This window comes from Nocardia sp. NPDC004722 (genome assembly GCF_053601505.1).
Map to the genome: position 1 here is coordinate 1 of NZ_JBSGBY010000185.1, position 13,387 is coordinate 13,387.

The 13,387-nt window shown below is 67.5% G+C and carries 12 protein-coding genes and 2 pseudogenes; 5 read left to right on the top strand and 9 right to left on the bottom strand.

Annotated features, from left to right (window positions below; genetic code table 11):
- Nucleotides 1-331, bottom strand: a pseudogene (locus tag ACWELQ_RS19475) (2-deoxyribose-5-phosphate aldolase); the annotation flags it as partial.
- A gap of 72 nt (nucleotides 332-403) precedes the next feature.
- On the opposite strand from ACWELQ_RS19475, the gene ACWELQ_RS19480 reads away from it, so the two are divergent.
- Entirely contained in the window at nucleotides 404-952 is a 549-nt protein-coding gene (locus ACWELQ_RS19480) for a GNAT family N-acetyltransferase (RefSeq protein WP_452398453.1), read from the top strand.
- 57 nt (nucleotides 953-1,009) lie between these two features.
- A complete protein-coding gene (gene purU / locus ACWELQ_RS19485; RefSeq protein WP_452398454.1) occupies nucleotides 1,010-1,891 on the top strand; it encodes a formyltetrahydrofolate deformylase in 882 nt (293 codons plus the stop codon).
- 64 nt (nucleotides 1,892-1,955) lie between these two features.
- On the opposite strand, the gene ACWELQ_RS19490 is transcribed toward purU, so the two are convergent.
- The 6 genes from ACWELQ_RS19490 to ACWELQ_RS19515 all read right to left on the bottom strand — a co-directional run bounded on the left by ACWELQ_RS19490 (nucleotide 1,956) and on the right by ACWELQ_RS19515 (nucleotide 7,412).
- Nucleotides 1,956-2,960 carry an alpha/beta fold hydrolase gene (locus ACWELQ_RS19490; protein ID WP_452398455.1) on the bottom strand — a complete coding sequence of 335 codons (1,005 nt, stop codon included), beginning with the start codon at nucleotides 2,958-2,960 and terminating at the stop codon, nucleotides 1,956-1,958.
- A 147-nt stretch (nucleotides 2,961-3,107) separates the two neighbouring features.
- Nucleotides 3,108-4,130: an alpha/beta fold hydrolase gene (locus tag ACWELQ_RS19495; protein ID WP_452398456.1), complete on the bottom strand. Its 1,023-nt coding sequence runs from the start codon at nucleotides 4,128-4,130 to the stop codon at nucleotides 3,108-3,110.
- Between the two features lie 134 nt (nucleotides 4,131-4,264).
- Nucleotides 4,265-4,549: a DUF2516 family protein gene (locus ACWELQ_RS19500; RefSeq protein ID WP_452398457.1), complete on the bottom strand. Its 285-nt coding sequence runs from the start codon at nucleotides 4,547-4,549 to the stop codon at nucleotides 4,265-4,267.
- Nucleotides 4,550-4,745: 196 nt separating this feature from the next.
- A complete protein-coding gene (locus ACWELQ_RS19505; RefSeq protein ID WP_452398458.1) occupies nucleotides 4,746-5,450 on the bottom strand; it encodes a heparin-binding hemagglutinin in 705 nt (234 codons plus the stop codon).
- Nucleotides 5,447-5,980 carry a helix-turn-helix domain-containing protein gene (locus ACWELQ_RS19510; protein WP_452398459.1) on the bottom strand — a complete coding sequence of 178 codons (534 nt, stop codon included), beginning with the start codon at nucleotides 5,978-5,980 and terminating at the stop codon, nucleotides 5,447-5,449. Before ACWELQ_RS19510 ends, ACWELQ_RS19505 begins: the two co-directional genes overlap by 4 nt.
- A 136-nt stretch (nucleotides 5,981-6,116) precedes the next feature.
- Nucleotides 6,117-7,412 carry a DUF445 domain-containing protein gene (locus ACWELQ_RS19515; RefSeq protein WP_452398464.1) on the bottom strand — a complete coding sequence of 432 codons (1,296 nt, stop codon included), beginning with the start codon at nucleotides 7,410-7,412 and terminating at the stop codon, nucleotides 6,117-6,119.
- Between the two features lie 186 nt (nucleotides 7,413-7,598).
- Between ACWELQ_RS19515 and ACWELQ_RS19520 the strand changes: the two genes are divergently transcribed.
- The 3 genes from ACWELQ_RS19520 to ACWELQ_RS19530 all read left to right on the top strand — a co-directional run bounded on the left by ACWELQ_RS19520 (nucleotide 7,599) and on the right by ACWELQ_RS19530 (nucleotide 11,140).
- On the top strand, nucleotides 7,599-8,330 hold the full coding sequence (locus ACWELQ_RS19520; RefSeq protein ID WP_452398460.1) for a TetR/AcrR family transcriptional regulator: 732 nt from the start codon (nucleotides 7,599-7,601) through the stop codon (nucleotides 8,328-8,330).
- Between the two features lie 111 nt (nucleotides 8,331-8,441).
- The gene (locus tag ACWELQ_RS19525; RefSeq protein ID WP_452398461.1) at nucleotides 8,442-9,875 is read left to right on the top strand and encodes an ABC1 kinase family protein; all 1,434 of its coding nucleotides are present in this window, start codon (nucleotides 8,442-8,444) and stop codon (nucleotides 9,873-9,875) included.
- Between the two features lie 23 nt (nucleotides 9,876-9,898).
- Nucleotides 9,899-11,140, top strand: coding sequence for a saccharopine dehydrogenase family protein (locus ACWELQ_RS19530; protein WP_452398462.1), 1,242 nt, complete (start codon nucleotides 9,899-9,901; stop codon nucleotides 11,138-11,140).
- Here the strand turns inward: ACWELQ_RS19530 and ACWELQ_RS19535 are convergent.
- Nucleotides 11,137-12,648, bottom strand: a complete 1,512-nt coding sequence (locus ACWELQ_RS19535; RefSeq protein WP_452398463.1) for a hypothetical protein — start codon at nucleotides 12,646-12,648, stop codon at nucleotides 11,137-11,139. The two genes, ACWELQ_RS19530 and ACWELQ_RS19535, sit on opposite strands and share 4 nt — an antisense overlap.
- Before the next feature lie 112 nt (nucleotides 12,649-12,760).
- Nucleotides 12,761-13,387: pseudogene (locus ACWELQ_RS19540) on the bottom strand (hypothetical protein); the annotation flags it as partial.

Sequence of the window (13,387 nt, forward strand, 5' to 3'; positions counted from 1 at the left end):
CGATGTCGGCCAGCACCGCGTTGTAGTCCCCGGCCCGGGCCGCGCCCACATCGATCACCATGTCCACCTCGGCCGCGCCCTGATCCACCGCCAGCCGCGCCTCCGCCCCCTTCACCAGCGAATGATGTTTGCCGGACGGGAAACCCGCGACCGTGGCCACCACCAGGCCGGGCGCGCGCACCGGCAGCATGGACGGCGACACGCAGACCGCGAACACGCCCAGGGCGCGCGCCTCGTCGATCAACGCGGTCACGTCGGTGGGGGTGGCCTCGGGGGCCAGCAGGGTGTGATCGATCATCGCCGCCACGTCACGACGGGAAATCAGTGCCATGAGCACCGAGTTTGGCACATGCGGAGCGAATTTCATTGCGGGCCGCCGCCGCTGTCACGCATGCTTGTAGGCGTGCTGATCCGTCGTGAACGTACCGGCGATGCCGCCGCGATCGACGCGGTGCACCGCAGCGCCTTCGAAGGCTCCGCGGCTGCCGACGGCGATTCCCCCTCCCCACCACCGGCCGGTGACCCCGCCGAAGTCGGTCTCGTGCACCAGTTGCGCGACGACGGCTCCGCCTGGATCCCGACCCTGTCGCTGGTGGCGGAATTCCAGGATCAGGTGATCGGCCACGCCTGCCTCACCCGCGCCGGGATCGGCCCGTTCCCGGTGCTGGCCCTGGGCCCGATCGGCGTCCGCGGGGACCATCAGGGCAAGGGCATCGGCTCGGCCCTCATGCATGCCGCCCTCGGCGCGGCCGACGCCCTCGACGAACCCCTCATCGGACTGCTCGGCAGCCTCGAGTACTACCCCCGCTTCGGCTTCGTGCCCGGCGCGCGGCTGGGCATCGTCCCCGATGTCGCGGACTGGAGCTCGCATTTCCAGGTCCGCCCGCTGACCGCCTACGAACTCGAGATCAAGGGCGAATTCCGCTACGCGGACGCCTTCTACGCCCTGTAGAAGCCCGCTGATTCACCCCTTTGATGCCTGCCCGGGGGTTGCTGGGAGAATGTCCGGATGAGTTCCACCCCGGATGACCGTCGCTACGTGCTCACCCTCGGCTGTCCCGACCGTCCCGGCATCATTGCCCGCATCACCTCGTTCATCGCAGATTTCGGCGGGTCGATCGTGGAGGCGGGTTACCACTCCGATCTGGAGACCGGGTGGTTCTTCACCCGCCAGGCCATCAAGGCCGCGACCGTGCCGTTCGATCTCGATGAACTGCGGGATCGGTTCACGGCGGTCGCCGCCGATCTCGGACCCGAGACCGACTGGCAGATGCTCGATACCGGTGAGCGTCGTCGCGCGGTGCTCCTGGTCTCCAAGGACGGCCACTGCCTGCACGATCTGCTCGGCCGCGCCACCAGCGGCGAGCTGCCCGCGACCATCGAGGCCGTCATCGGCAATCACCCGGACCTGGCCGGGATGACCGAGGCGCACGGGATCAAATTCCACTACGTGCCCTTCCCGAAGGATCCGGCCGAGCGCGGCCCGGCCTTCGAACAGGTCCGGGAACTGGTGGACGTGCACGATCCGCACGCCGTGGTGCTGGCCCGGTTCATGCAGGTGCTGCCCGCCGAACTGTGCGAGCACTGGGCGGGCAAGGCCATCAATATCCACCACAGCTTCCTGCCGTCGTTCGTCGGCGCGCGTCCGTACCACCAGGCCTTCGCGCGCGGCGTGAAACTGATCGGCGCGACCTGCCACTACGTCACCGCCGAGCTCGACGCGGGCCCGATCCTCGAACAGGACGTGACCCGCATCGACCACTCCGACACCGTGCACGACATGGTCCGGCAGGGTCGCGATATCGAACGCGTGGTGCTCGCCCGTGGGCTGCGCTGGCACCTCGAGGGCCGCGTGCTCGTGCACGGCCGCCGGACGGTCGTCTTCGAATAGGTCTCGAAAAGCCAACGCCCGCCCCGGTTTCCACCGGGGCGGGCGTTGCTGATTTCGAACCGGATCAGACCGCGGCGGCGACCGTCGAACGGCGCGAACGCCGGATCAGGCGGTGCAGTTCGACATTGAACGCCTTCTCGGCCTCGATGTTGACCAGGTGACCGGTGGGCAGCACGGCGTAGCGGTCGAGATGACCTGCTTCGGCCAGGGTGTCGGCGATCTCGCGCGAGTGCACCTCCGGCAGCAACCGGTCCTGCGAACCCGCGATCACCGTGGTCGGCACCGTCAAATGCGTCGCGGCGCCGTGCAGATCGAGGGCGAGCAGGCCGCGGGCCACGGCCGCGCGCACCGAGGGGCGGCAGGACCGCACGATCGAGGTGCCGAAGACGATCTGGTCGCGGGTGGCGGAACGGGTCATCAACCGGTGCTTGGCGATCAGGTTGACCGCCGGGCCGCCGGGCAGCGGGACCGGGGTGCCGAACAGCGCCAGCGCCAGCCAGTCCGGGCCGGGGATGACGTCATTGAGCAGCGGAATCACGGTGGCACGGTTGGGAATCTGACGCGCGGCCGTGGTGGCCAGCAGCGCCGCGGCCGCACGATGCTGGACCTGGTGCGGGTAGTGCTGAGCCCACGCCTGAATGGTCATGCCGCCCATGCTGTGCCCGACCAGCACCGCGCGCTGACCCGGGCGCAGCACCGCGTCGAGCAGGTCGGAGAAGTCGTCGGCGAGCTGTTGCGCGCTGAAAGCGCGAGTGCCCGTCTCGCTTTCGCCGTGGCCGCGCTGATCGAAGGCGATCACCCGGTACTCGCCGGCGAAGGCGTTGATCTGCGGTGCCCAGTACTCGATCGCGCAGGACCAGCCGTGCGCCAGCACGATCACGTCGCCGTCGGCGGGGCCGTAGGCGTGCACGCGCAGCCGGACACCGTCGCGTGTGGTCACGGGGATGACCTCGGCGGGGGCAGGGGTATTGAGAGAGGGGGTCCGGTAGGAACGGGTCCGCAGTCCGGAGCGGAAGGGAGCGGTCAGCGCGTCCGCGCCGACACCGGCTTCCGGCAGTTTCACCAGCATGAGCACTCCTTTGTGTTCCAGACCACAGTAGCGCGCTAACCCGGGCGCTTGCTAGTGCAAGCACTCATATATCTTCTTGCTATACAACGATGTTGGCGGTGGTGCGCATCCCGCAGTAGGTCCCCAAGGGGTGGGCGGACCCACCCCTCAGGCACCCACCACCCGCGCCGGAATCCCGAACGCGGACTTGGCAACCCGGTCGAGTTCGCCGTTGAACTCCCGGTACGCCTCCACATTTCCGAGATGCCCGGTCGGCAGTACCCGGTAAACATCGAGACTGCCCGCCTCGGTGAGCATTTCGACGATCCGCTCCGCGTGCACGGGCGGCGTCATGTCATCGGCCGAGCCCGCGATGATCGTGGTCGGCACGGTCAGGTTCGCCGCGCCGCGCCCGACATCCAGGTAGGACAGCAGGGTGCCGAACCGGCCGCGCACCCGCGCCGGGCACGAGCGCACGATGTTCTGCGCGTAATCCGCGACCTCGCCGACCGTGGCCAGGCTCATGATCTGCCGCCGGAACACCCACTTGATCGGCGCGAACGGCGGGAAGACGATGGGCGCGCTCAACCCGAGCAGGCCGACCGCGAACGGCAGCTTGACGAAGCCGCGATTGAAGAACGGGACCACCGTGGTCTCGGCGATCAGATCTCCGGCGGCGGTATTGCTCAGCAGCACCGCCAGCAGCTGCTTGCGCACCCGCTGCGGATAGCGGCCCGCCCAGCCCTGAATGGTCATGCCGCCCAGGCTGTGTCCCACCAGCACGGCCCGCTGGCCCGGCTTCAGCACCGCGTCCAGGACGTCGGCGAGATCGTCGGCGAGCTGATCGGTGGTGAGCGGGGCGGTGCCGAGTTCGCTCTCGCCGTGGCCGCGCACGTCGTAGGCGATGACGCGGTACTCACCGGCGAAGGCGTTGATCTGGGGGTTCCAGTATTCGAGGCAGCAGGTCCAGCCGTGCACCAGCACGATCACATTGCCGTCGGCGGGACCGTAGGCGTGCACCCGCAGCCGAGCTCCGTCGGTGGCGGTGACCGGTACGACCTCGTAGGGGCCGGCCGGCGGATTCAGATCCGCGTTGGCGTAGGTCCGGGTGCGCAGGTCAGCCCGGTGTTCGCGCACCAGGTTCCGGACCTTCCGGCCGAGGTCCGCAGGATGAGGCAGCGTTGCCCGCATAGGACACTCCTTTGTGTTACTGATGGATACAGTAACCCGCATCACCCGGTGCTAGCTAGTGCAAGCACCCGGAAAACGAAAAAACGGCCGCCACCCGGAAGATCCGGAGGGCGGCCGCGAGTGTCGGGGGCCGGTTACCAGCGCGGCCCGCGCTGGATCTCGTCGACCTTGGGGCGCACATCGGCGAGGTAGACGCCGGTCGCGATGACCGCGGCGATACCGAGAATGCCGAGCAGATTGATCGACAGCAGCAACGCGCCCAGCGAGGCCAGCAGAATCGCGATCCACACCGGCTTGGTCAGCTTGTCCACCGCGGTGAAGGCATCCGGGCGCTGGCGAATTGCGTGTACGAGAGCGAAGACCGTCATGCCCATCGCACACAGTCGCAACACCCACAGGATCAAAGCGGGAATTCCCATCACCCCATCCATCATACGGAGCACAGCCCTGACCACCGGAGCTTCGCGCCGCGACACGGGTTTTCGAACGCAACGTTTACAGAGGCGCCGGGTATCCGAGAAAGCGAATCGAGCGCCCGGAGACGGCTGTAGCCCCCGCACACGTGAGTGTGCGAGGGCTACAAGCTTTTTCGCGAAAGGCGCGAACTTCGGCGAATTACTTCTTCGCGGGCGCGGCCTTCTTGGCGGGGGCCTTCTTGGCCGGAGCCTTCTTGGCGGGAGCCTTGGCGACGGGGGCCGCCTCCTCGACCGGTGCGGTCTCGGTGGTGACGTCCACGACCTCGGCGTCGACCGGCTCCTCGGCGGGAGCCTCTTCGCCGTCCTTGGCCAGACCCAGGTAGGGGCCGACCTGCTCGTACGCCTTCTCGAACGCCGCCTCGGCCTGCGCCCGCGCCTTGTCGAAGGCTTCCTGCGCGCTGGCGACCGCATCCTGGTTCAGGAGGGCGTCGCCACGGCTGATCAGCGACTCGACGTACTCGCTGTGGCGCACCTTCTCGACGGTCTCCTCGCCGCGGGCGGCCAGATCGGCGTAGAGGTCCAGCAGCTGGTGGTAGTACTGGTCGACCAGCTTGCGCAGCTCCTCGGGGGTGGCCTTCTCGCGCAGCTCGGCCAGGTCCTCGGGCAGCTCGGACGGCAGCGCCTGCACGCGCTGGCGCAGGGTCTCGGCCTGGCCCTGCAGGTCGGCCGGGAGGTTGGCGAAGCGCTCGCGGGCTTCCTCGATGCGGCCCTGCACGTCGGCGGAGGCGGCGCGCTCGCGGATCTGCGAGACGACGTCCAGTGCGGCGGCGTAGATCGCGTCGCCGGCGCCGACGGTCGCGTAGATCGGCTTGGTCACGGTGGCGGTGAGCTTGGGCTCGGTCATGGTTCGTTCTCCTGGCGTGGCGGAACTTCGGTTGTGCGGTGCGGAACCTCGTTGTCCCTGTTTCCCCCGGGAACGCCCCCCATCAGGTTCGTTGCGTCCCCTCTGTCCTCGTCCACCTGGTTTTCCCGGCGGAACGATTCATAGATGTCCAGAAGGACCTGCTTTTGACGTTCGGTCAGGCCGTCGTCTGCCAGCAGGGCATCCCGGACAGGGCCGTGCGGCCTCTGCTCGAGGTACCCGGCCCGCATGTACAAGACCTCCGAGGAGACCCGCAGACCCTTCGCGATCTGCGCGAGCACCTCGGCGGACGGATTACGCAGCCCGCGCTCGATCTGACTCAAGTACGGATTGCTCACCCCCGCCAGCTGTGCGAGCTGTCGCAGCGAGACCTGGGCGGCCTCGCGTTGCGATCGGATGAAGCCCCCGATGTCGTGCGCCGCGTTGGCTACGCGGCCCGACCGATCCGCGGCGGCGGACGTCTCCGCTGCGTCGCCTTCGATCGGTTCGGGAACCTCGGGATCGTGCTTCATCACTCACCTTCCGGCGGTTGTACGGGCAATTCTAGGACGGGGTGCTAACTCTTGCAAGCGCTCTGCTAGCGCCAGTTAGCGGAGGGTGATGCGGCAAACAACCGGCATTACTTCCGAGCCACTTCTGGTCAATTGTTCAGCCATTGAACAGCAAATGTGAAACGGTATAGATGAACAGGCCCGCCAGGGAACCGACCACCGTGCCGTTGATCCGGATGAATTGCAGATCCTTGCCCGCCGCCAATTCGATCTTGCGACTGGCCTCCTCCGCGTCCCAGCGGGCGACGGTGTCGCTCACCAGGGTCGCGAACTCGGCGCCGTAGTTGGCGACCAGGTACCGGACGCCACGCTCGAGCCACCCGTCCACCTTGTCACGCATCGCCGGGTCGGTCGACATCCGCTCGCCCAGCTGCCGGACGTTGTCGGACACCTTGCGGCGCAGCGTGGAATCCGGGTCGTCGGCCGATTCCAGGATCATCCGCTTGGCCGCCCGCCAGGTGGCCTGCGCCATTCCGGTGACCTCGCGGCGACCCATGAGCTCGGTCTTGATCTTTTCCGCCTTCTCGATCATGGCCTCGTCGAATTGCAGATCGTTCGCGAAATCCTCGAGGAAGCGATTGGCGGCCAGCCGCACCTCGTGATCGGGCTGGGTGCGCACCTTCCAGGTGAATTCCACCAGCTCCCGATAAATACGCTCGGCCAGCAGTGAATTCACGAATTTCGGGGCCCACGAGGGCGCGTCGCGATTCACGATGCGGTCGAGGGTGTCCTGCGAGTCCAGCGCCCACTGATGCGCGCGCTCGGCCAGCAGATCCAGCAGCGGAGCCTGCCGGTTGTCGGCGATCAACTCCTTGAGGACCTTGCCGATGGGCGGGCCCCACTGCGGTTCGGCGATGCGCTTGACGATGGTGTTGTCGATGATCGCCTCGACGTCCTCGTCGCGCAGCACGCCGATGACCGCGCGCAGGATCGTGGCGCTCTCGTCGGAAATGCGTTCGGCGTGGCCGGGTTCGGCCATCCAGCGACCCAGGCGCAGGGTGATCTGCGCGGAATTCACCTTCTCGGCGACGGCGTCCGGGGACAGGAAGTTCTCCCGGACGAATTCGCCGAGGCCCGCGCCGACCTGATCCTTCTTCTTGCGGATGATGGCGGTGTGCGGGATCGGCAGGCCGAGCGGATGCCGGAACAGCGCGGTCACCGCGAACCAGTCGGCCAGCGCGCCCACCATGCCCGCCTCGGACGCGGCCTTCACATAGCCGACCCAGGCCCCAGCGCCGCCGCGCGAGTCGAGCCACGCACAGACGATGTAGATGACGGTGGCCACGGCGAGGAAGCCGGTGGCGATGGCCTTCATGCGCCACAGTTCGCGCTTCTTGCCCTCTTCGTCGAGGAGATCGGCGAACGCGCCGCCGCCGGGCGGCGTGCTCTTCATCGGCTTCGGCTCGTTCTTTTCGAGTACCCCGGCACTGCCGGATGGCTGCTCCATATGTTCCATTCTGGCGCGTGGTGTGACGAACTCCCCGCCACCGGGCCCGTCCCGATCGGCGACGTTCCACAGCATGGGAGGCTTAAGCTGAATATGCCCAGGCCCAGAACGCGAACAAGGAGCCAACGCAGCGTGACCACCAAAGGCACCGTGAGTGCCGCCATCGAGGCGGGCGCCGGACCACGCGGTGGTCGTGTCGACGGCCGCAAACGCCGCTGGCAACAGCACAAGATCGATCGTCGCGAGGAGCTGGTCGACGGCACCCTGGCGGCCATCCGCAAGCGCGGCGGGGACGCCGGGATGGACGAGATCGCCGCCGAGATCGGCGTCTCCAAAACCGTGCTGTACCGGTACTTCTCGGATAAGCAGGACCTGACCCGCGCCACCATGGAGCGGTTCATCGAGACCACGCTGATGCCGCGGATCTACGAGGCGATCAGCGACGACCTCGACGAATACCAGCTGGTTCGCAACACGCTGGCGGCCTACGTGCACACGGTGGATTCCGATACCGACGTCTATCGGTTCATCATGGGCAACGGCGCGGCCACCGACACCTCCACCCTCGCCGACTTCGAGAAGCTGTTCGCGCAGGTGGTTTCGGCGGTCATCATCGACAAGTCCTTCGACCGCAACGTGCAGACCGAAGGCTCGATGCTGTGGTCGTACGTGCTGGTCGGGGGTGTGCAGCTGGCCACGGACTGGTGGATCTCCAACCGCACCATGTCCAGCGAGGAAATGCTGGACTACCTGACGATGATGGCGTGGAGCGCCATCGAGGGCATGGTCCGCGCGGGCGGTGACCGGCATTACTTCAACTCCAAGCCTCATGTGCTACCCGATCCCGAAAACGGTGCTAGCTGACGGCTAGCACCGAGGTTCTCTGTGTGGTTAGGCTGACAGCGGCGGACCACGCGTTGGGTTTTCCGCCGTGTCGACACCAACGGGGGTGTTGGCTCCCATGGAGGGTCACTGATGGCGAAAGAGCTGCCTACATCCCGACTCGCGCGGGGGACGAAGCTGGGTATTGCCGTCGCGGGTAATGCCTTGCGCGCTCAGAAGACTCGTCGTTCGATGCGCGGCCGTTCGGAGGCCGTGCGGGCGCGGATGGCCGAGGAATCCATGATCCGGGCCACCGAGCAGATGGTCATGGTGCTGGGCACCATGAAGGGCGTGGCCATGAAGCTCGGGCAGATGCTGTCCGTGCTGGATCTGGATCTGGTGCCGCCGGAACATCGGGAACGCTTCCAACGCCGGCTGGCGGTGCTGCGCGACAGCGCGCCCTCGGTCTCGTTCGAGGTGATGAAGGCCGTGATCGAGGAGGATTTCGGCAAATCGCTGGAAGACGTGTTCGCCGAATTCAATCCGGAGCCGGTGGCCGCGGCGTCGATCGGGCAGGTCTACAAGGGCACGCTGCACGACGGCCGCGAGGTCGCGGTGAAGGTGCAGTACCCGGGCATCGACTCGGCCGTGCGCGCGGATCTGAAGAACCTGGCCATGTTCCGGCGCATCCTGCAGTCGGCCATGCCGTGGGTGACCCCGGCGGTGCTCGACGAGTTGCGGCTGAATCTGGAGAGCGAACTCGACTATGTCGCGGAAGCCACTACCCAGAAGCAGATCTCGGAGCTGTTCACCGGGCACCCGTTCATCGTGGTGCCGACCACCTATCCGGAGCTGTCCACCACGCGTGTGCTGGTGAGCGAATACTTCCCGGGTCGCGGCTTCGAGGAGATCCGGGAACTGCCCGCGACCGAGCGGGATCGGATCGGCGAGATCATCTACCGCTTCTACGTGGGCTCGCTGTTCACCTTCAACGAGTTCTGCGGTGACCCGCATCCGGGCAATCTGCTGCTGGGGGCCGACGGCCGGGTGGCGTTCCTGGACTTCGGGCTCTACAACCGGATGGATCCCGAGCATGTGCAGTTCGAGGCGATCTGCATTCGCGCCGCGGCCGAGGAGCGCGCCGAGGAGCTGCGCGACCTGATGGTCGAGCGCGGCGTGATCGATTCGCCCGAGGAGATCACGCCCGAGGAATGCCTGGAGTACGTGCTGGCGGCGTGTGAATGGGCGCTGGTGGACGAGGAACTCACCATCACCCCCGAATTGGCTTCGGGCGCTTTCGTGTTGGCGGTGGATCCGCGGGCCAGTGATTTCGCGGGGATGAAGCAGCAGAATCTGCCGCCGGAGCATTTGTTCTCACGGCGTGCCGACTTCCTGACCTTCGGCATGCTGGGGCAGCTGGAGGCGACGGGGAACTGGCATCGCATCGCCCGGGAGTGGTTGTACGGGGACGATCCGGTGACCGAACTCGGTCGCGCACACCATGAATGGCTGGCGAGCCGTCCGGCTCCCACGCCGACCACCGGGGGACCGACCAAGAAGACCCGCAAACGCGCCGCCAAGGCCTGACACCTCACCCGATGGGAAAAGCAATGACCAACAGGGAATTCGACATCGTCCTATTCGGGGCTACCGGCTTCGTGGGCAAGCTGACGGCCGAGTATCTGCTCGGGGCCGCGCCCGCGGACGCGCGGATCGCGCTGGCGGGCCGGTCCCTGGAGAAGCTGGCCGCCGTGCGGTCCGAGCTGGGAGCCGGGGCTGCGGAATGGCCGCTGGTGCAGGCGGATTCGACCGATCAGGCGAGTCTGGACGCGCTTGCGGCGCGGACCAAGGTGGTCGTCACCACCGTCGGGCCGTACCTGCGTTACGGGTTCCCGCTGGTGCAGGCGTGCGCCGAGAACGGGACGCACTATGCCGATCTCACCGGTGAGCCGCTGTTCATCCGCGACTGCATCGACCGGTTCGGCGAGCAGGCCGCCGAGACCGGCGCGAAGATCGTGAATTCCTGTGGCTACGACTCGATTCCATCGGATCTGAGCGTGTACCAGCTCTACAAGCGCAGCGTCGCGGACAATACCGGCGAGCTCACCGATGTGACGCTGGTGGCCAGCCTCAAGGGCGGGGCCAGCGGCGGCACCATCGATTCCGGCCGGGCCATGATGGAGGCCATCGCCGAGGATCCGGCCAAGGGTTCGGTGATGGCGCACCCGTATTCGCTGAGCCCGGACAAGGCGATGGAGCCGGACGTGGGCCGCCAGAGCGATCAGGCGCTGTCGCGGGCCTCGGCCATCGATCCGAGCCTGAACGGCTGGGTGGCGACGTTCATCATGGGCGCGCACAACACCAAGATCGTGCGGCGTTCCAACGGCCTGCTGGGCTGGCCGTACGGCAAGAATTTCCGCTACCGCGAGGTGATGAGCGCCGGGTCCTCGCCGACCGCGCCGCTGATCGCGGCGGGGATCGCGGGCGGCATCGTGGCCACCATGGCGGCGGGTGCGGTGCTGTCGCGAATGGCGGTCGGCCGCAAGCTGATCGACCGCATCGTGCCCAAGCCGGGCACCGGGCCCAGCGAACAGTCGCGCAAGAGCGGCTGGTTCACCATGCGCACCTTCGCGCACACCACCTCGGGCGCGAAGTACGTGTGCACCTTCGCGGGCAAGGGCGATCCGGGCTATCAGGCCACCTCGGTCATGCTCGGGCAGTCGGGGCTGTGCCTGGCGTTCGACTCGCTGCCGGAGCTGGCGGGCATTCTCACCCCGGCCTCGGCCATGGGCGACGCGCTGACCGAGCGGTTGCGCGCCGCCGACATCACCATCGAGGTGAAGACGGCCTAGCTGTCGCGCAGGGAGATGAGTCCGCCGAGGACTCCGAGGTAGGCCGTACCGTCCGGGCCGAGCGCGATACCCGCGTAGTTGTTGTTGTACAGCGGCCCGGATCCGGACTTGCGCTGCCACACCAGGTTTCCGGTGCGGAAGTCCAGCGCGGTCCAGTACCACGGGTCGGTGGGTTCGGTGCCCTTCGTGTAGGTGTAGATGAGCCCGGTGGCCAGCGACAGCTTCGCCACCACCGTGGGCGCGGCGACGGTGTCGTTGGTCCAGACCTGATGGCAGCCATTGCCGTCCGGGTCGATGTCGATGCGGGCGAAACCGGGGGTGGTGGTCTTGCCGCCCAGGGTGGCGTCGGGGCCGGAGTAGCCGTAGTTGTTCTCGACGACCAGCGAATTGCCCGCGCCGATCAGTGAGTTCTCGGTATTGCCCGCGCCTTTCGGGAAGACGGGCACGCTGCACACCTCGCGTTGCGCGACATCGCGAGCGGTGCGATAGACCACGACGTTCATCGGATCGGCATTGTCGGTGATGGCGACGTAGCCGCCGGGCAGCACGGTCGGCGTGGTGCCGGTGCCGTCGTCGACCTGGCCGGGCTTGTGCTCGCCGCTGTTGGCGTAGGTGACGCGCCAGGTGATGTCGGGTGCGCCGTCGGGCCCGGCGTCGAAGCGCAGCATTTCCCGATTGGTGGCGATGTACACGTCACCGTCGACGCCGACGGCGAAGGAGTTCTCGATCTCCCCGTCGGAGCCGTCGCCGAGCCGGATCACCCGCACCGCACCGGTTTCCGGGTCGAGGGTGCCGACCACGCCGTCGGTCTTGGTGACGAACCAGAGCCGTCCGGTGGAGTCGGGGAGCACGGAGTTCAGGGTCTCGCCCGGCCGCAGCGAGCCGGTGAGGTCGTAGTCGCGTTCGAGCGTGAAGCCGTCGGCGGCAGGGGTTTCCGCGTACACGAGCACGTGCCCGCTGTTCGCGCCGACCACGGCGCGGTCCTGGCTGTCTAGGAAGAAGTAGGCGCCGCCGCCGAAACTGGTGAGGGCGCCGGGTTTCAGCAGTTCGGCGGTGCTGCGGCCGGGCAGCGGGGTGGACCCGAGGACGCGCATGGACGCCGGATCGATGAGGAACAGTCCGGAGTGCAGGCCGGGGCAGGTGGCGACGATGCGGCCCGCGCGATCGAAGGTGAGGGATCCGCATTCGTCGCCCAGCAGCAGGGAGTCGACCTTGGTGCCGATGCCCAGCGGGCCGGGCCGGGTGTAGGTGTCCGACATCCAGCCGTCGCCGTGAATGCCCGAGTCGCCGTTGGGTGCCAGACCCGGATGTTGCGGGACCGGCGGCACCCCCGGCACCGGTTGCGCGGTCGCGGGTGCGCCGACGAAGTCGGGCGCGACACCGGGTACCGCGGGAATCGGGGCTGCGGCGGCCGGGCCGCTTCCCGCGGCGATCGCACCGGCCAGCAGGCTCGCGCCCGCCAGCCGGGACAGTCCGCGGCGCGGGCCGAATGTGATCGCCGAGCCCATGGGGGAACCTCCGATATCCAGCATTGATGCAGTGGCGGTGCAAGTTGTAGCAGCCGCGTCGGATGCTGTCACAACCGGCGACCGCCCGCATCCCTCCCACGGGGGATCGGCGCTAGACGCCGTGCGCCGCGATCAGTTCGCGATAGCGGTCGAAGGCGGGCTTGGGGGTGTAATCCGAACGCAGCAGCCCGAATTCCAGATTCATGTCGCCTTGGCCGCTGTAGGAATCACGCAGCGAGAAGTGTTCGTAAGTAGTGATATTCAGTTCGGCGGACAGGGAGTCGACGATGCGGACCACGGTCTCCAGCACTTCGGCTTGACGCTCGAGGGAGCGATTCGGACCGGTGGCCCAGCCGTTTTCGGTGATATGGATGGGCGTAGTGGTGGGAATGCCTGCGGCGGTGAGACTTTCGCTACGGAACCCCGTGAGGACCGCGGCGATGGCAGCCTCGAGCCGTTCCGGCTGGATCGGGCGGAAGACATCCGGGAAGAGATCGAGGCCGACGTAGCCGAGCGCCTCGGCGAATTCGCTGCCGCCCCGGCGGCCCAGGTCGGTCCAGAACTCCTGTGCCGGATCGAGTATCACCGAGGAGTTGCAGCCGATCCGGATGTCGAGGCCGAGCCTGTCCACCTCCGCACGGGCGTTGCCGCCCTGGAAGTCCTGGGCCTTGCCGCCCTGGTAGTCGTACTCGTCGCCGGTCGGGTAGCCGTAGCGCCCGTTCTCCGCGCCGTTGCGCAC